At 33.8% G+C, this 17,179-nt stretch carries 17 protein-coding genes, 2 tRNA genes and 1 pseudogene; 6 read left to right on the forward strand and 14 right to left on the reverse strand.

Translation table 11 applies throughout. The annotated features are described in order from the left end of the window. From IP023_RS00195 to IP023_RS00215, 5 genes are all read right to left on the reverse strand, one after another. Positions 1 to 951, reverse strand: a complete 951-nt coding sequence (locus IP023_RS00195) for a glycosyltransferase family 2 protein (protein ID WP_241788227.1) — start codon at positions 949 to 951, stop codon at positions 1 to 3. Between the two features lie 23 nt (positions 952 to 974). Then, complete coding sequence (locus IP023_RS00200) at positions 975 to 1,550, reverse strand: DUF4199 family protein (protein WP_241788228.1); 576 nt, start codon at positions 1,548 to 1,550, stop codon at positions 975 to 977. Positions 1,551 to 1,553: 3 nt separating this feature from the next. After that, entirely contained in the window at positions 1,554 to 2,222 is a 669-nt protein-coding gene (locus IP023_RS00205; protein WP_241788229.1) for a hypothetical protein, read from the reverse strand. Positions 2,223 to 2,226: 4 nt separating this feature from the next. Continuing rightward, entirely contained in the window at positions 2,227 to 3,495 is a 1,269-nt protein-coding gene (locus IP023_RS00210) for a dihydroorotase (protein ID WP_241788230.1), read from the reverse strand. Between the two features lie 177 nt (positions 3,496 to 3,672). After that, positions 3,673 to 4,239 carry a UbiX family flavin prenyltransferase gene (locus IP023_RS00215; protein ID WP_241788231.1) on the reverse strand — a complete coding sequence of 189 codons (567 nt, stop codon included), beginning with the start codon at positions 4,237 to 4,239 and terminating at the stop codon, positions 3,673 to 3,675. A 318-nt stretch (positions 4,240 to 4,557) separates the two neighbouring features. Here IP023_RS00215 and IP023_RS00220 point away from each other — a divergent pair, with 318 nt between their 5' ends. Then, positions 4,558 to 5,211: an ankyrin repeat domain-containing protein gene (locus tag IP023_RS00220; RefSeq protein WP_241788232.1), complete on the forward strand. Its 654-nt coding sequence runs from the start codon at positions 4,558 to 4,560 to the stop codon at positions 5,209 to 5,211. On the opposite strand, the gene IP023_RS00225 is transcribed toward IP023_RS00220, so the two are convergent. Continuing rightward, positions 5,204 to 6,487 (reverse strand): DUF2851 family protein, encoded by a 1,284-nt coding sequence (locus IP023_RS00225; RefSeq protein ID WP_241788233.1) that lies wholly within the window; start codon positions 6,485 to 6,487, stop codon positions 5,204 to 5,206. The two genes, IP023_RS00220 and IP023_RS00225, sit on opposite strands and share 8 nt — an antisense overlap. 107 nt (positions 6,488 to 6,594) lie before the next feature. Further along, positions 6,595 to 7,650, reverse strand: a complete 1,056-nt coding sequence (ribD, locus tag IP023_RS00230) for a bifunctional diaminohydroxyphosphoribosylaminopyrimidine deaminase/5-amino-6-(5-phosphoribosylamino)uracil reductase RibD (protein ID WP_241788234.1) — start codon at positions 7,648 to 7,650, stop codon at positions 6,595 to 6,597. Between the two features lie 66 nt (positions 7,651 to 7,716). Between ribD and prmC the strand changes: the two genes are divergently transcribed. The 5 genes and pseudogenes from prmC (at position 7,717) to IP023_RS00250 (ending at position 11,836) form a co-directional block, all read left to right on the forward strand. Next, a complete protein-coding gene (prmC, locus tag IP023_RS00235; protein ID WP_241788235.1) occupies positions 7,717 to 8,571 on the forward strand; it encodes a peptide chain release factor N(5)-glutamine methyltransferase in 855 nt (284 codons plus the stop codon). Between the two features lie 158 nt (positions 8,572 to 8,729). Beyond that, positions 8,730 to 8,802: transfer RNA gene (locus IP023_RS00240), tRNA-Lys, on the forward strand. 946 nt (positions 8,803 to 9,748) lie between these two features. Beyond that, positions 9,749 to 11,104: a H(+)/Cl(-) exchange transporter ClcA gene (clcA, locus tag IP023_RS00245; RefSeq protein ID WP_241788236.1), complete on the forward strand. Its 1,356-nt coding sequence runs from the start codon at positions 9,749 to 9,751 to the stop codon at positions 11,102 to 11,104. Positions 11,105 to 11,267: 163 nt separating this feature from the next. Then, positions 11,268 to 11,531, forward strand: a pseudogene (locus IP023_RS16010) (transposase); the annotation flags it as partial. 232 nt (positions 11,532 to 11,763) lie between these two features. Continuing rightward, positions 11,764 to 11,836: transfer RNA gene (locus tag IP023_RS00250), tRNA-Lys, on the forward strand. Positions 11,837 to 12,389: 553 nt separating this feature from the next. Here the strand turns inward: IP023_RS00250 and idi are convergent. Genes idi through IP023_RS00285 form a run of 7 tightly spaced genes read right to left on the reverse strand, consistent with a single transcriptional unit; the run spans position 12,390 to position 17,179 of the window. Further along, a complete protein-coding gene (idi, locus tag IP023_RS00255; protein ID WP_241788237.1) occupies positions 12,390 to 12,911 on the reverse strand; it encodes an isopentenyl-diphosphate Delta-isomerase in 522 nt (173 codons plus the stop codon). 18 nt (positions 12,912 to 12,929) lie between these two features. Continuing rightward, entirely contained in the window at positions 12,930 to 14,237 is a 1,308-nt protein-coding gene (locus tag IP023_RS00260; RefSeq protein WP_241788238.1) for a cryptochrome/photolyase family protein, read from the reverse strand. An 8-nt stretch (positions 14,238 to 14,245) separates the two neighbouring features. Beyond that, a complete protein-coding gene (locus tag IP023_RS00265) occupies positions 14,246 to 14,965 on the reverse strand; it encodes a lycopene cyclase domain-containing protein (RefSeq protein WP_241788239.1) in 720 nt (239 codons plus the stop codon). Beyond that, positions 14,962 to 15,420: a sterol desaturase family protein gene (locus tag IP023_RS00270; RefSeq protein WP_241788240.1), complete on the reverse strand. Its 459-nt coding sequence runs from the start codon at positions 15,418 to 15,420 to the stop codon at positions 14,962 to 14,964. Before IP023_RS00270 ends, IP023_RS00265 begins: the two co-directional genes overlap by 4 nt. Before the next feature lie 11 nt (positions 15,421 to 15,431). Then, positions 15,432 to 15,890: an SRPBCC family protein gene (locus IP023_RS00275; RefSeq protein WP_241788241.1), complete on the reverse strand. Its 459-nt coding sequence runs from the start codon at positions 15,888 to 15,890 to the stop codon at positions 15,432 to 15,434. A gap of 3 nt (positions 15,891 to 15,893) precedes the next feature. Further along, entirely contained in the window at positions 15,894 to 16,346 is a 453-nt protein-coding gene (locus tag IP023_RS00280) for a hypothetical protein (protein ID WP_241788242.1), read from the reverse strand. Further along, a complete protein-coding gene (locus IP023_RS00285) occupies positions 16,343 to 17,179 on the reverse strand; it encodes a phytoene/squalene synthase family protein (RefSeq protein WP_241788243.1) in 837 nt (278 codons plus the stop codon). Before IP023_RS00285 ends, IP023_RS00280 begins: the two co-directional genes overlap by 4 nt.

Consider the following 17,179-nt stretch of genomic DNA (forward strand, 5'->3'; position numbering starts at 1 on the left):
TTATATAACACGCTCTATGTGATAATTATTACGATCTGTACTGTTCCGAGATACCAATTCAGCAATAAACCCAGTCAAAAACAATTGTGTACCAATCATTATCGTTAATAGCGAAAGGAAAAATAAAGGTTGGTCCGTAATATTACGATAAGAAGTACCATTGGCTATAGAAATTAATTTTTCTGCAATCAAATATACTGTACAGAAGAAACCTACAAGAAAACTTATAACCCCCACTGGCCCGAAAAAGTGCATCGGACGTTTACCGAATTTTCCGACAAAAAAGATGGACATTAAATCCAAAAAACCTTTTATAAAACGTCCAGCACCAAATTTTGTGGTTCCATACTTGCGTGCCCTATGTTGAACAACCTGTTCTTGGATATTCGAAAATCCGGCCCATTTGGCAATTACAGGAATATAACGGTGCATTTCGCCATATACTTCTATACTTTTAACGACATCCTTTTTATAAGCCTTAAGTCCACAATTGAAATCATGCAAATTATTAATTCCTGACATACTACGAGTCACGGAATTAAATAATTTTGTGGGCAATGTTTTTGTTAATGGATCATAGCGTTTTTGTTTCCATCCTGACACCAAATCAGCGCCCTGATTTTTTACGCGATCGTACAATTCTGGTATTTCATCTGGACTATCTTGCAAATCGGCATCCATCGTAATGACCACATCACCTTGAACAGCGGCAAAGCCGACATTTAAAGCTGCGGATTTTCCGTAATTACGTCTAAATTTAATACCTGAGATTTGCGGATGTTCTTTTTTAAGATCCATGATCACTTGCCATGATTTATCATTACTACCATCATCCACTAAGATTATTTCGTACGAAAAATTGTGGTCAAGCATTACTTTCCGAATCCAATCCGTCAATTCGGGTAAAGATTCTTCTTCGTTATATAAAGGTATTACTACTGAAATATCCATAAAAAAACTATTGCATGATACAATTACGACTTTTTGTGTACGTGTGAACGAAACAGAAAAGCCAATACTAATGCAAATATAAAGTTAAGCAAAAGACTAATAAACATAGGAGGAATGACATTTTGAAAGGTAATTCCCGAAAAAGCGAAGTCACGATCTTGTTCAATTACTACTAACTGTTGATCGATCTCTTCATCGGTTGCACCTTTAGCTTCCATATCCTCGATTTTCAAATTCATCAGGTTTTGATACCCTGCTTCAACCACATCTTTGGGGATAATAACTTTCTGACACAAGGTAATCCCCAAGGAACTGACAATAATACTAGCTGCTAATAAAATATAGATACTTTTTAAAGCTCTACTAAATATCCAAACATCACCGTTTCTAACTTTCAACAAATACACAAAACCTACAGGTACTATAATAGCACCGATTATTTTGATGATCGTACTAACCACAAATAAACTAGAATAACTTGCTGCAGACTTTGTGTAAAAAATACTAAAGACAGAAAAAGCAATAGTCAATAAACCTACGATAACACCATAGATAATACTATCTTTTTTTTCTTCTTTAGTTAATTCGTTTGGTGACATACCTTACTTATTAAAATTAACAATTACTTCATACACTGAGGTTTCAAATGATTTATTTGAGGCAGCGCTTGTAAAAGCTTTCAATTGTTCAGCATCAGGATTCTGTTCGTAGAAGAATGATACAATTGGGTAAAACAATTCGAATAATTCATCATTAGATTCTACAGTATTAGAAACTTTAGCTATCTCAGGATAATCAGATTCAATTAAGATTTGATTGGCTATTACTTTTTCATAAATACGGTACTCATCTTGAAATTCGTCTTCTTCAACCAATAAGAATTCTTTCAAATAATCTTCCAAATCGGCTTCTATTTCTTCGTCAGCACATTCTTTAAGGTATAAAAATACATTTAACAATTCTGTACCTCTATCAATAGTGTCTTCTTCAATAGCTTCCCATTCTTCAGAATCTAAATAATCTTCTTCTAATTTCTGAACATCTTGTGCAAAGAAATTGATCATTATTAAATCGAAGAATATCTCACGTAATTCCTCAAATGGTTGCTCGTTATCAAAAACATCATCCATCAATTGGACTTTATCCATAAAAGGAGCATCAGCATCAAAAGCAGCTTCTATTGCTTTCAAAAATGATGTTGCATCTATATTTTCCAAAGAAGCATAACTCTTCGCGCCTGCTTCTACTGCATTTTTTACTTTAGCATCCATAGTATTAATTATTTATAATCACTTGATTATTATTTATCACTAAATTAACTTTACCCGTCAATTCTTGACCAAATAAAGGGTTATTTGCGCCTTTTGACTTATTTGTATGAACGTCAAAAGTCCATTTTTCGTGTATATTAAAAAGTACTAAATTTGCTTTAGTTCCAGTTTCCAATGTAGGCACTTCAATTCCTACAATTTGACGCGGTCCTACAGCTAATTTATCTACTATTTGTTCATCTGTCAATCCAGCCTTAATCAATAAAGGTAAAGCCGTTTGCAATCCAGTAATCCCATTTTTAGCAATATGGAATTCTACATTTTTAAATTCTATTTCTTGCGGTGTATGTTGTGTCACCACAGCATCAACAACACCATCCTTAAGTCCTTTTAATAAAGCTTTTATATCTTTAGATGTACGTAAAGGAGGATTTACTTTATAATTAGCATCAAAACCTTTTACCTCTTCATCTGAAAACACAAGATTATGTGCTGCAACATCACAAGTAACTTTTATGCCTTTAGCTTTCGCTTTTTTGATTAAATCTACTGATTCTGCAGTAGAAATAGTAGTGAAGTGGATCGGTGCTTCATTATATTCCGCTAGGAATAAATCACGTGAAACCATCAATGCTTCTGCTAAGTTGGGGCTCCCCTTCATGCCTAAATAGGTACTTACTATACCTTCATTCATTTGGGTTCCGCCGGCAATAGATTCGTCTTGTGCAAAAGAAATAATCAAACCGTCAAAACCTTTTGAATACAATAAAGCTCTTCCCATTAAGCCAGCTTGCTGAAGAGAACGTGTACCATCACAAAAAGCAATAGCGCCATTCAATTTCATATCGTACAGCTCCGCAAGTTCATTTCCTTCTCTTTTCTTTGAAATACTTCCTATTGGAAATACATCAACCAAATTCCCTTTCGCAGTATTAATAATTAGCGAAACCTCAGAACGTGTATATATAGGAGGATTTGTATTGGGATGAACAGATACTGCAGTAAAGCCTCCCGCAGCGGCGGCAGCTGTTCCCGAACGAATATCTTCTTTCGTCTCTAGCCCGGGCTCACCAATATTAGTATTCAAATCAAAAAAACCAGGACTCACAATCGAACCCTTAGCATCAATAATTTGAATCGTATTATCTGTTGCATTTATCTTAGTGTCAACATCTACAATTACACCATCTTTTATTAAAATATCAACCTGCTGACCATTAAGTTTGTGCGAAGGTGAAATAAGTTTGGCAGAAGTAATTAAGATCGAATTCATGGAATTTAGAAAAAATTAATTTAATGAAGTAATTACAGGTGAGAAAAAATGTGATATGCGACACATAAAATCTCTAAAAAAAGACTTTAATCGTGCTAAATAGGCTAAAAATATAGAATATTTATGTCGCTTCATTAAAAGACAAATGTACAAAATACCTAACAAAAATAAGGCTTTTTATTTATCTTTCCCCCACTCATAGCTATCAACATGTAAATCAGCTAATGACAACACTCTATCAATAACTGTAGCAGCCAATTCTTCAAAAGAATTCGGCAAACTATAGAAAGAAGGACTTGCAGGACATATTATTCCACCAGCCTGGGTGATGAGTGCCATATTCTGAATATGAATAGTACTTAATGGTGTCTCACGGGTAACTAAAATTAATTTTCGTCTTTCCTTAAGTATTACATCAGCCGCTCTAGTTGTCAAATCCGAAGAGGTTCCGTGCGCAATACGTGATAAAGTACCCATGGAACATGGACAAATAATCATCGTATCAAAACGCGCCGATCCGGATGCAAAAGGTGCCATAAAATCACTTTTAGCATAAAACTTAAAGGGATAGTTATTATAATGCTCATTTTCAAGTTCGTATTTCCATACATACTTAGCATTATCAGACATCACTACTGCTACTTCCTGAATTTGATCTTGAAGTAATATCAACTTATCCAATAAAACTTTAGCATATATCGATCCCGAAGCTCCTGTTACTGCAACTACTATTTTACGTCCCATAAAACAAAGCTATAAAAAAAGGGCCGAATAAGAAATATCCGACCCCTACATCTACCTATGAAAAACATGCCCTTGGGGAGGGCCTATACAAATGTACAAATAGTTTCAATAATAGCAATACTCAAAGGAATATTTTTATCTTAAATAGAAACATTTGTAGCTCAAATTTTACATAAATGTCGCAAAAGAACAATAAACGATGTTTTAGCGGAGAAAATCAAATTTCAGTTAAATAAAATAATAATTGATAATTAATATATTTTTACTCTTTTTTAGTTTTTTTTTATTTACTTAGAAGTATTATAACCAATAAATTGTATGAGCACATCAGTATTAGAAGAATATATAGAAACTGGTAACTTTCAAGATCTAGACTTATTACTAAGTAAAGATCCTCAATTAGTTAATGAAAAAACCAGTCAAGAGATTTCAGCATTATTATTAGCATGCTACTACCGTAAGCCTCAGATAATAGAGGTTATACTGAAACACATCACTACCATCACAATACACGAAGCTTGCGCAGTCGGACTAAAAGATCATGTACAAATGATGATAGATTATAAAAAAGATATTGTAGATGAATTATCCACTCATGGCTTCACCCCTTTGGGCATTGCCACACATTTCAATCATGAAGATATTGTAGGATTATTACTAAAGCACCATGCAGATCCAAATATCTCTTCACAAAATGGATTTAATGTTTTCCCATTACACGCTTCAGTAAGTGCTAATAACACAAGTATTAGCAGAATGTTACTTGAAGCTGGCGCTGAAGTTAATATTTTCCAACAAGGAAATATGACACCATTGCATTTTGCAGCACAACATGGTAATATCGATCTTATTATTTTACTACTTGAAAAAGGGGCCGATATTCATGCGATTACTTCGACTGGCGACACGGCATCCATGATTGCAAGTTCCAAAGGCTACCATGAATTAGCTAGTATTTTGCAGATTAATTAGTTTTTAAGATTGCTAATCCTATCGTACAGCTTAAACATTGCTTGTTATCGCAATATTGTTTCTTCATATACAACAATGCTTGCGAGTCAGCTGCAGATAGACACTTTATATTATAACGCGCAAATTCTTTTGTAATTTGATTATTTTCTGATGGAAGGCTATGTAACCAATCTAATGCTTTTTCTTTGTATTTATCTTGCTTCATAAAGGTCCCATACGCAAAAAGCATAGGTATAATGCAATTAATAGTAAGGTGTATTTTAAATGATAAAGACCAATTGATACTATGTTGCGCTGTCTCCACCCCAAAACGATAATGTGTAGCCCAATAACTATTCATGCCGCTAGAGTCAAAAATAGCATATAAATCATTCAGATTTTCTATCTCTTGAATATAAGAAAACCAATAAGATTTATGAATAAGAAGTGCCGTAAACTGAGCTAATCTATAAGTCGGGAAATTATAAGGCCTCATCCGCATAAATCGCCACTCTTCTACTTGTATTTCCTCCAAATGATGCAAATGTTTCAAATACAAAAATTCATCTTGAAGTTTCCATGCGTAATCATCTTCTTCCTGGTGTAAAAATCCAGCAAGTCCAAACATTATACTTTCAATTTTGATAGGATTAGACTGATATTTGTGTACCAACTTCAGATCTATACGTAAAGCTAAAGCCTCAAAAGCAGCAGCATTTACTTTCATCCCAAATGCACGTCCTAAAATAATTAAAAATACACGTTCCCAATCATAGTTTGTTTTGGCTAGCAAAATTGCAATAGCTTCAAATTTTTGTTCCATCCTACCCACAGTCATTCGAGCTAACCAACTATTTATGGTTACACTATTTAACGATGGCAACTGTTCGGAACAGGGAACCCAGTTTAGATTGTGCATCAGATCAGCATAGCGCGCTAACATATTAGTATCAACAAGATGCTTCAACTCCAATGTAGGGATTGAAGAGCCGTCGGTTCTATGTATTGATTTATTTGAATTTTCCCAAACAACATGAAGAATAGTAGCGTCGTATCGTTTATCTAGCTGATGCTGATGTAACAACCAATCATCCTCATTGACATGAACTTCTACTTGTCCCGACCAAAGTGTTCCTGCAATACGAATTTTGGCAAATTCAAAATCAGGCCCGGCATTATGATTATATATACCGACATCATCAACACTTAATACCTCTCCATCAACAGTACGCAAATTTAGCTGATCGAAAAGACGAAAACGCCAAATAAAATGCAGTAGTACTTCTTTAAATACCATTTTACTATCTTAAATAATTCAATTTATGCCCTACCATTAATAGTCGACATATTTAAAAAATTTAATATAGCGATTTTTAATATTAATTTAAAGTAAAATAAATAAACTTAATAATTATAGTAATAAAATAATGAATCTGTTGACACCTTCTTGATATCTAAAGGTTCTACAGATAAAGTAGGGGCCTCCACCCCATCCAACCATTTTGTATCCCCCACAAAAACACGTGCTTCATCCCATAGCCCTGCTTCAATAAAATGATTAAGCGTTTTTGCTCCTCCATCGATAATAATAGATTGTACATCCATTAAATAAAGTTGATACAATATATTTTGAGGTAAGTATAAATCAAAATTCTCTAACTCAATAAATTTAATATTTCCTTGCCAATCAGTTTTGTGGGCATTAAATATAATTAAATCAGTTTCTATATTATGATACAAAGGATGATCTTTAGGCAAAGTCAAATCTCTATCTATCAATACTCGCTTTGGTGACTTACCTTCCCAAAGCCTTGTATTTAAAGAAGGATTATCGACCAATGCTGTGCGAACTCCAATAAGAATAGCATCTTCTTCAGATCTCCATTTATGGACCAATTGTTTGCTTGCATTATTAGAAATCCATTGCTGGGTAGTATCTTTTGGTGCAATAAAACCATTTTCAGTCTGTGCCCACTTAAGAATTACATAAGGACGATGCTTACTGATACGGGTAAAAAAACGGCGATTCATAAACTGGCATTCTTTTTCTAACACCCCTACTTCAACCTCAATTCCGGCATCGCGTAATTTTTCTATACCTAATCCATTTACTTTAGCAAACGGATCTAAGCAACCTACTATAACACGTTTGAATTGGTATTTCACCAACATATCAGCACAAGGCGGTGTTTTTCCAAAATGAGCACAAGGTTCTAAGGAAACATAAATTGAACTTTCGCTCAATAACATTATTGCTACTTCCTGACCATAATGAGACAATACGGCATTTATGGCATTCACTTCGGCATGTGGTCCACCATAAGGCGAAGTAAATCCCTCACCAATTATTCTGTCTTGGTACACGATCACAGCACCTACCATTGGATTGGGGCTTACTGAATTTGCTCCTTGTATGGCTAAATCCAAACAACGCTGCATATATTGTTCACTCTTACTCATAATACAAACTTATGCATTTTATAGTATTTTGATAAAAAAGCTTTTATAATATTCTATTTTTGTATTATGACAAAAACATGGACGCAAGTAGCCTCTGATTTTCAACATGAACTGGCTGATTTATATCCTAAAGGAGAAATTCATCAATTATTTTTGATTATTTTCGAACATATCACCGCTAAAAAAAATATCAATTATGCGCTGATGGCGCAAAACAATGTAGGTGATAACGATATTATTAAAATCCAAACAATACTAGATGAATTAAAATCAAACAAACCTGTTCAACACATTATTGCGGAAGCTTATTTTTATGGAAATGTGTTTGAAGTATCAGAACATACACTTATCCCTCGCCCAGAGACAGAAGAGCTCGTAGATTTGATTATAAAAGATAATAAAGGAAAGCGTGATTTACATATTATAGATATCGGTACTGGCAGCGGATGTATTCCAATTTCATTGGCACTCAACCTACCAGGGCAATATACAGCTGTAGAAATATCTCCAGATACTATGAAGGTTGCAAAGCGTAATGATCTTAAGCACCAAACAAAAGTTCAGTTTATTGAAGCTGACATATTAGAATGGGATCTAATATTTCCTGCGGAAGCACAATTTGACATCATAGTAAGCAACCCTCCTTATATCACACCGAAGGAAAAATCAGAAATGTCCCCAAATGTATTGCAATTCGAGCCCCACCTCGCTCTATTTGTTGAAGATGATGCTCCTTTACTATTTTACGACTATATCGCAGACTTTGCTTTAGCACATTTAGCGAAGAATGGAACCTTGTATTTTGAGATAAATCAATACTTAGGTAAAGAGACTGTTGATTTATTGCATAAGAAAGGATTCGGGAAGGTTGAGATTATTCAGGATATTAATGGCGCAGACCGTATAATACGTGCAAAATGAGTTTAAATATCTACTAATTGAATCCAATGAATTATTTTTTTAGTTTGAATAACACCTACTTAAGTATATAACTAAAAAAATAAGCTAAAATCACTTGGCATGAATAAATGTTTTTTCTACCTTTGCATCACTCCAAACAACAAGGGAGTAACAAACAAGATTCTGTAGCTCAGCTGGTAGAGCAATACACTTTTAATGTATGGGTCCTGGGTTCGAATCCCAGCGGGATCACAAAAAAGCAACTCCAAAAGAGTTGCTTTTTTTGTTTCCCCTTGGAAGAGTACCCAAGGGTTCGATTCGAGAAGGCTCAAGGAAAGTGTGGATCATGCACAAAAGTTGTGGACTAGGCAAATAATTTAGTTAATCTATACAGAAAGAAATTTACATCTTTTACGCCTCTAAACTGTGCTCTGAAAGCTTTTATTTTAGCATTAAAGGACTTACTTCGTAGCTGCTTCGCGGTCAGCGGAAGCGTTGGTTTATCTATTGATAAAGTAATTGAGGATGGATCTGTAATTGACTGATATCGTATTTACAATTGTCTAGAATGCTTTAAGCCCTGTTAATTCTACATCTTTATACCAATGCGCTAACTTTGTGTAAGCTAACTCTCGAAATGGCTACTTAAAAAAGGAGATAGCTTGTAATAGATTTTCTATCTCGACATAGTAAGCTTTTAGAAATGATTCGTATTAGAATATATTCAACTTTACTGGTGCATATGAGTTTATTGTTATATTTAGTATAGCGTATAAATCCTCGCAGTAATATCAATAAACCTACCTAAATTGATTTTGGTCGTTAATTGCATGTAAATATTTTTTCAAATGACCGAATTTATTTTGGAAAGACATATCCTAGTAAAAGGAATCTTAATGCTAAACTCATAATCTTCAAAATAACTACAGCTAAATATACGGAGTTTTATAAAGCATAATTGTTTTTTCCTAAAAGCAACGACTGGAATTAATACCTAAAATTCGAAACAGTTTGGAGTATATTTTAACCTTTTCACTATAAAATAGCGTACGTAAATTGGTTTTTAAAATATTTTAATAAAAAGAATATTATATAGATTTGAAATAAATTATTACATATTAAAAACATTAGGTCGAATAATTAGGTTTTAATTAAAAAATGTATAATATTTTCAATTAAAAGTTAGCTATTACGTGATATGTATATTTATAACCAAATTATTTTACCAACAATAAAAAAAATGATAAGCTGGCAAAACCGCTCACCATTTTTTATTCTTATCCTAGCCGCTATTGTTGGTGCTCTCACAGGCATGCTAGGTTCTATATTCCAAATCTCTCTTAATGTTATCATAGATTGGCATCAAAACTTTTTAAAAGATTCATTCACCTCTTCTAAGTATCTGAACTACTTTTTAATATTTATTATTACCGCCATAATGGGTGCATTTTCTTATTTTTTGGTTCAAAGATATGCTCCAGAATCTAGCGGTTCAGGAATTCCTGAAGTCGAAGGTGCTTTAATTGATTTAAGACCTATTCGTTGGTGGCGTGTGTTACCTGTCAAATTTTTTGGAGGTATAGCGGCTCTTGGTAGCGGAATGATTTTAGGCCGAGAAGGGCCTACAGTTCAAATAGGAGCAAACTTAGGGAAAATGGTTTCAGATACATGTAAACTTAAAAATAAAGAATCACAACATACACTTATTGCTACTGGTGCAGGTGCGGGAATCACAACTGCATTTAACGCCCCACTAGGGGGTATACTATTTATTATTGAAGAAATGCATGATGAATTTACGTACACTAAGTCTTCAATTAAAGCCGTATTAGTTGGATGCATAACTGCATGTATCACCTATCAATTAATTATTGGCAATGCATCTATTTTAACTATTCCTGCACCTAATTCTGTGTCCTTAAATAGCTTGTGGATTTTTATTTTTTTAGGATTGATACTTGGTATAATTGGATCTTTTTCTAATTTTTTAATTTTACATACACGTAGTTACCTCGCTAATTTTTATAAAAAGAATAATTATAATATAATACTAACTGGCGCTATTTTAGCAGGTATTTTTGGACTATTATATTCAGTAATTTCACAATTAGCTGGAGATGGTTTTAATATTATTCCAAAAGTAGTTGATGGGCTCTATGCTTTTTATCCTTTACTGCTGATTTTTGTATTTAGATTTTTTGCAACTATTATTTGTTTTGGTTCAGGAGCTCCTGGAGGAATTTTTTCTCCAACGATGGCTTTAGGTGCAATAATTGGTGTATTATTTGGTTTCATAATTCAAAATATCTTCCCTAGTTATGATATTAATCTGAGCTCATATGCAATATTAGCAATGGCAGGATTATTTGCCTCCACAATTCGAGCACCTCTTACAGGAATTGTAATTATCATGGAAATGACAAATGGTTATATGCTAATTTTACCTTTAATTTTGACTTGCGTTTCTGCTACTTTTATAGCTCAAACCTTGGGATCTTCACCTCTGTATTCGGCGATACTTCAAAATACTTTACAAAGTAAAAATTCAGAATAATATATTAATTTTTTTTTAGTTTTAACGTGCTTCCAATTTTCTATTAGTAATATTTTTTAAGAAGAGTTATATTATGATATTCCTTTAACTCCTAAAAATAGACTGTAACGTAAATTGTATCAACGGAATAATTGATAAAATATTTAATTATTCAAACATATATAAGGCTCATGGGACTTCAAATAAATACAAAAGAAAAACAAAAAAGACAGTTATAGGTTTTAATATAGGAACTTTTGACCTTGAATCTGGCCGCTATCGATCAGGAACCTTTGAACCTAAAGATATCCCGAAGCGTCAGCGGATTATTACACAGCAGTTGGAAGGTCATAAGCTAAGCAAGTAGGTTAAAGATATAAGGACACGTGCTATAAGTGATTTGAGCAGAGATATTTATGCTATGGAAACATCTCGTATCACAGAAAGCAAAACAAGCTACCATATCTTAAATACTACTATAAAAGTTGATAACAACATTCTTACATACTATTTCATAAACACCTAAGTATAAACGCAAATCATAGAATTTTATTTGTAAAAACTACAGTAAAACACATTTAAAAGGATATAACAGCAAAAAAAAAGCATAATATATTTGGCATATATTATATATTTTTCTACCTTTGCATCACTCCAAACAACGAAGGAGTAACCAAAAAGATTCTGTAGCTCAGCTGGTAGAGCAATACACTTTTAATGTATGGGTCCTGGGTTCGAATCCCAGCGGGATCACAAAAAAGCAACTTCAAAAGAGTTGCTTTTTTTGTTTCCCATTGGAGGAGTACCCAGGGGTTCGATTCGAGAAGGCTCAGGGAAAGTGTGCGGGAATAGCGGGGCTGAGACAATCCCAGCGGGATCACAAAGAAGCAGCTCCAAAAGAGTTGCTTTTTTATTTCCCATTGGAGGAGTACCCAGGGGTTCGATTCGAGAAGGCTCAGGGAAAGTGTGCGGGAATAGCGGGGCTGAGACAATCCCAGCGGGATCACAAAAAAGCAACTTCAAAAGAGTTGCTTTTTTTGTTTCCCATTGGAGGAGTACCCAAGGGTTCGATTCGAGAAGGCTCAGGGAAAATGTGCGGGAATAGCGGGGCTGAGACAATCCCAGCGGGATCACAAAAAAGCAACTCCAAAAGAGTTGCTTTTTTTGTTTCCCATTGGAGGAGTACCCAGGGGTTCGATTCGAGAAGGCTCAAGGAAAGTGTGCGGGAATAGCGTGATAACATACAATAATAAAATATCTTATCCGGGATAAACCAACTAACAAACGCTTATAAAACAATAAAGAATCATTTATCGATTAGTTTACGAGCTACCAGAGGAAAAGCTTCTTTAAACCAATATGTGTATTTAGATGGTTGGACAGCGATATCACTAAATATATCCTCCAAATGCATCCACTTAAAATCTTGTGCTTCGTCCCTATTCAAATTTGGGTCTTGGTTACTAAATCCAACAAAAATATGGTCATACTCATGTTCAATAAGATTATTCTCAACATTGGCCTTATAGATAAAAGAATGTGAATATTCTAAATCACATTGTAGGCCCATTTCAAAATATAATCTTTCTAAAGCACTCTCCTTCAACTGTTCGCCCGGTTGTGGGTGTGAGCAACATGTATTGGTCCATAAATCCCCACCATGATATTTCTGAGAGGCTCTTTGTTGTAATAAAAGCTCGGATTTATCATTAAATATAAATATTGAAAATGCACGATGAAGGTTACCATTCTTATGTGCAAGTAACTTATCCATCTCCCCTATCTGTTGATCATTTTCATCTACCAATATCACATTATTTCTGTCCATGATTATTCTATTAAAGTACTACTTATTATTATCTTTCAAAGCTTCACCATATACCTTTAAGGCGCGCTCCCGGGCAAAGCTATGCTCTACGATAGGTTGTACATAGTACTCTGCCCCGTATTCTGCAACCCACATCTTTACATATTCTAGATTTCTATCAAATTTTTGCGTCTGAAGCGCTGGGCTAAAAACCCTAAAATAAGGCGCAGCATCACAACCGCAACCTGCTGCCCACTGCCAGTTACCATTATTGGCAGACAAATCAAAATCATTGAGCTTTTGCGCAAAATACGCTTCTCCCCATCTCCAGTCTATCAACAAGTGTTTACAAAGAAAGCTTGCTACAATCATACGTACACGATTATGCATGAAACCCGTCTCATTAAGTTGTCGCATACCGGCATCTACAATTGGGTATCCAGTCTGACCATTGCACCAACGCTCAAAATCATCTTCATTGTTGCGCCATTTTATAGCATCATATTTGGATTTAAAAGCACGATCTACCACCTGTGGAAAAAAATACATTATCTGCATAAAAAACTCACGCCATATAAGCTCCGACAACCAAACTTGATTATGCAATAGGGCAAAGGATACACATTTGCGAATACTTATTGTCCCAAAGCGCAAGGCAATACCTAGCTGCGTAGTTTTTTGCATTGCGGGATAGTCTCTATATTTATCGTATTCATCGATAATAGAAGCATCCAATTGCGGATTTTCAAAATTTAGATCTGATTTTTCAAATCCAATATAATTTAATTGAATTATTGCGCTTGGAGGCTGTTTATAAAAACTATCATAATTTGTTTCACTTATTTGAACACCTACTGCAGAGAGGTTTTCTTTCCATTTTTTTGCATATGCTGTATATACTGTATAGGGTAAACCATCATTTTTTACAATATCATGTTTATCAAAGATGACCTGATCCTTAAAAGCTTTAAACTGTATAGTATGTTTTTCAAAAAAATCGTAAATACGTTTGTCCCGCTGAATTGCTTGCGGCTCATAATCACGATTACAGCAGATCATTTTAATGGTATACTGTTTTTCTAATTGCTCAAATATTTGATCTGGATTGCCATAATATGTATTTAGCGTAGCACCATACTCCTGCAGTTCCATATTAATTGCAGTCAGTGCCTGATGTATATAATCTACACGCCTATCCTTCTTATCTTCAAACTGATTTAGAATATTTTCATCAAAAATAAAAATAGGTAATACAGGAAAACCACTGTTTAACGCTTTCTGCAAACCGACATTATCTTCCAATCTTAGATCCCTACGAAACCAAAAAACAACAACTTCATTCTTCATCACCCTCCCTATTTTAGCATTCTCAGATTTGCTCTTTCAGCATAATATTTCTTTGCAAAAAGATGAAAAAAGTATAATACTAAAAGAAACTGCGTATATCCATATACTGCATCTTCTACAGGAATAGTAAACATCCTTACCCCCATAAAATCAGCTGGATTATAATTGACAATAGGCGATTCTAATCCAGAACCAGTAAGCACACCATTGACAGGGAAAAATCCAAGCATCAAAATTCCGTACACAACAGTAGCTTTAGTAATCCAATCGACACGCACAATAAAATGTAGATATACCAAAGTCAGCACGGTAACTAACGCTGTCACAAAGGTGTAGATATTATCGTAATGTAATAATCCGACAACAGCGCAAATAATAATGATAATAAAAACAATGATGTTATTAAAACCACTCAATGCATCCCAATTAAAAAATTTATCAAAACAGAAGTATGTAAAGACACAAGAAAATGGAATACAAACAAAAAATAACCATTCTTCAATCGGTAGACCTGCTACCACAATACCCAATGTATAATCGGTATTGAACCACCAAACACCATGTGCTGTAAACCATATATCCCAGGCGATAAAAGGAATCGCTACAATGATCGCAGAGAACAAAAAGGGTCCAAAAAAACGGTAAAATAAAATCCTTTTATCAAAAGATGCAATGAAACAGATGATAATAGTAAAAAATAATATTAATGCGTATGTATATGCTATCATTTGTCTGTCTTATTTAAATACATTCTAAAATATTTGTGTGGCACATATAAAAAACCAAAACACTCCCCTTCTTCTTTACCTATATGTTTATGATGCTGCTTATGTGCTCTTCGTAAAGCCAAAAAATATGGGTTTTTCGTATTCGAGAACACCTTAAATCTTTGATGTATGAATATATCATGGACAAAGAAATAAGCCATCCCATATAACATAATACCCAGACCTATATAAAATAAATAATTGAACTCCTGCAAAGAACCATAATACATAAGTGCTATAGTAGGCAATGCAAAAATCACAAAGAAATAATCATTCTTTTCAAAAAAACCTTCATTACTATGGTCATGGTGATCCTTATGCAATATCCATAGCAATCCATGCATGATATACTTATGTATAAACCACGTGGCGCCTTCCATTAATACTATTGTTATTAATACAATTAAAAAATTCATCTTTACAACTACTAATGGTTAAACTTCTTATCTAAAACTGCTCTCCGATAATCAAAAATATGTACCAATTTATTCTTGATCATTAGTTTATGTGCTAAATCCCCTATAACACCAAAGGGCAACTCATAATCTATGGTATCTTTCATTAAAACACCATGCTCATTGGGAATAAATTCGTGTAAATGATTCCAAAATTTATAAGGCCCTTTCGCCTGAAAATCTGTAAAACTAACTTGAAAATCCACTTTACGGATTATAGTTTTCCACTTTAGGGGGATTTTAAACAATGGAGACACAATATAATCGATTACCATACCATCATAAATAGTGACGTTATCGTAATCCGAAATCACTGTAAATCCCATATCCTTAGGCGTGATGGTAGATAGATTTTTTGGTGATGAAAAAAAATCCCAAGCCGTCTCAATAGAGCAATTCAATTGTTGCTCTCTATACAATTGGTACTTCATTTATCAATCCTTAATTAATGTTTCAATATTTTTCAATACGATATTCGATGTAATATTCTTTTTATGGGCTTTCAAAAAATCAGTATCATTCTGTATCATACTTCGGTACCCCAAAATAGCAGGTATATTTTTTTGAATAGACAACCTGATATACCGTAGCTCTACATTATTCTGATCTTCTCGTATTGCTTTTTCAATATTATCTTTCCCTTGGTTGAAGGTTTTCAGCTTTGTTATTGGATTCATCACATGATTAGCCCACACAGCTTGATATGCTCCTAGATACCCCAAATATATAGGTTGATTTGTGCTACTTTGCAACTCTTGAATCATCGCCTTACACGTTTCTTTATCTTTTACAGCTGCGCTGTAATTCAATCTCACTTGCTCCAAACTAGTCTGTGCACCTAAATAATTTGAAAACAACAAGCATACTAAACAAATCGATATCCTCATAAAATGGCTACTTTATAACGAAGATAGCTTTTGAAAGCGACAATAGCTTTCTGAAAATTAGGAATACGTGTTCTACTTTGTAAAATCTCTTGTGAAGATTTATTTTTTATTTTCTTAAACAAGGATATATAATACTTATAAGCTAAATACACCCCAAACTTGGAAGAATTGGGCAATTTTTTTATACCTATTAAAGCTTCCTGAAATTCCTTTAATATTTCATCTTCTATTTGGTATTTAATATTATTATCAAATACTAACAAATCTACATTAGGGAAATAAGTACGTCCAAGCAATTGGTAATCATCTTTCAAATCGCGCAAGAAGTTAATTTTCTGAAATGCAGAACCTAATTTCATAGCGTATGGTTTCAATTCTTCATATTGAATCTTGTCACCTTCTGTAAATACTTGCAAACACATCAATCCTACTACTTCAGCCGACCCATGTATATATTCATCATACAATTCAGAATTATAATCTATCTTACGCAGATCCATTTCCATACTATGTAAAAACTGATCTATTAACGTTCTATCGATATTATATTTGTTCACAGTATCTTGAAAAGAATGAAGAATCGGGTTTAAAGAGATCTTTTCTTCCAAAGCTTTATCCGTTTCCATTTTAAATCTAGTAAGCAAGCTTTCTTTATCATAGCCATGAAAACTATCTACAATTTCATCTGCTAAACGTACATAACCATAAATAGCATAAATACCTTGTCTTATGGAGGCATTTAAGGCCAAAATACCAAGAGAAAAACTTGTACTATACTTCACTGTTGTTTTCTTGCTTATGTCATAAGCCAATTCATCGAACAATTTTTTCAT

Origin of the sequence: Sphingobacterium rhinopitheci (genome assembly GCF_022627575.1) — a bacterium.
Taxonomy (GTDB): Bacteria; Bacteroidota; Bacteroidia; order Sphingobacteriales; family Sphingobacteriaceae; genus Sphingobacterium; species Sphingobacterium rhinopitheci.

Bases quoted from the DNA above. Each gene is read 5' to 3' on its own strand.
- IP023_RS00195 (WP_241788227.1), bottom strand. From the start codon at position 951: ATGGATATTTCAGTAGTAATACCTTTATATAACGAAGAAGAATCTTTA.
- IP023_RS00275 (WP_241788241.1), bottom strand. From the start codon at position 15,890: ATGAAGTACCAATTGTATAGAGAGCAACAATTGAATTGCTCTATTGAG.
- IP023_RS00220 (WP_241788232.1), top strand. From the start codon at position 4,558: ATGAGCACATCAGTATTAGAAGAATATATAGAAACTGGTAACTTTCAA.
- IP023_RS00200 (WP_241788228.1), bottom strand. From the start codon at position 1,550: ATGTCACCAAACGAATTAACTAAAGAAGAAAAAAAAGATAGTATTATC.
- IP023_RS00265 (WP_241788239.1), bottom strand. From the start codon at position 14,965: ATGATAGCATATACATACGCATTAATATTATTTTTTACTATTATCATC.
- IP023_RS00285 (WP_241788243.1), bottom strand. From the start codon at position 17,179: ATGAAAAAATTGTTCGATGAATTGGCTTATGACATAAGCAAGAAAACA.
- IP023_RS00270 (WP_241788240.1), bottom strand. From the start codon at position 15,420: ATGAATTTTTTAATTGTATTAATAACAATAGTATTAATGGAAGGCGCC.
- clcA (WP_241788236.1), top strand. From the start codon at position 9,749: ATGTATATTTATAACCAAATTATTTTACCAACAATAAAAAAAATGATA.
- ribD (WP_241788234.1), bottom strand. From the start codon at position 7,650: ATGAGTAAGAGTGAACAATATATGCAGCGTTGTTTGGATTTAGCCATA.
- IP023_RS00280 (WP_241788242.1), bottom strand. From the start codon at position 16,346: ATGAGGATATCGATTTGTTTAGTATGCTTGTTGTTTTCAAATTATTTA.
- idi (WP_241788237.1), bottom strand. From the start codon at position 12,911: ATGGACAGAAATAATGTGATATTGGTAGATGAAAATGATCAACAGATA.
- IP023_RS00215 (WP_241788231.1), bottom strand. From the start codon at position 4,239: ATGGGACGTAAAATAGTAGTTGCAGTAACAGGAGCTTCGGGATCGATA.
- IP023_RS00260 (WP_241788238.1), bottom strand. From the start codon at position 14,237: ATGAAGAATGAAGTTGTTGTTTTTTGGTTTCGTAGGGATCTAAGATTG.
- IP023_RS00210 (WP_241788230.1), bottom strand. From the start codon at position 3,495: ATGAATTCGATCTTAATTACTTCTGCCAAACTTATTTCACCTTCGCAC.
- IP023_RS00205 (WP_241788229.1), bottom strand. From the start codon at position 2,222: ATGGATGCTAAAGTAAAAAATGCAGTAGAAGCAGGCGCGAAGAGTTAT.
- IP023_RS00225 (WP_241788233.1), bottom strand. From the start codon at position 6,487: ATGGTATTTAAAGAAGTACTACTGCATTTTATTTGGCGTTTTCGTCTT.
- prmC (WP_241788235.1), top strand. From the start codon at position 7,717: ATGACAAAAACATGGACGCAAGTAGCCTCTGATTTTCAACATGAACTG.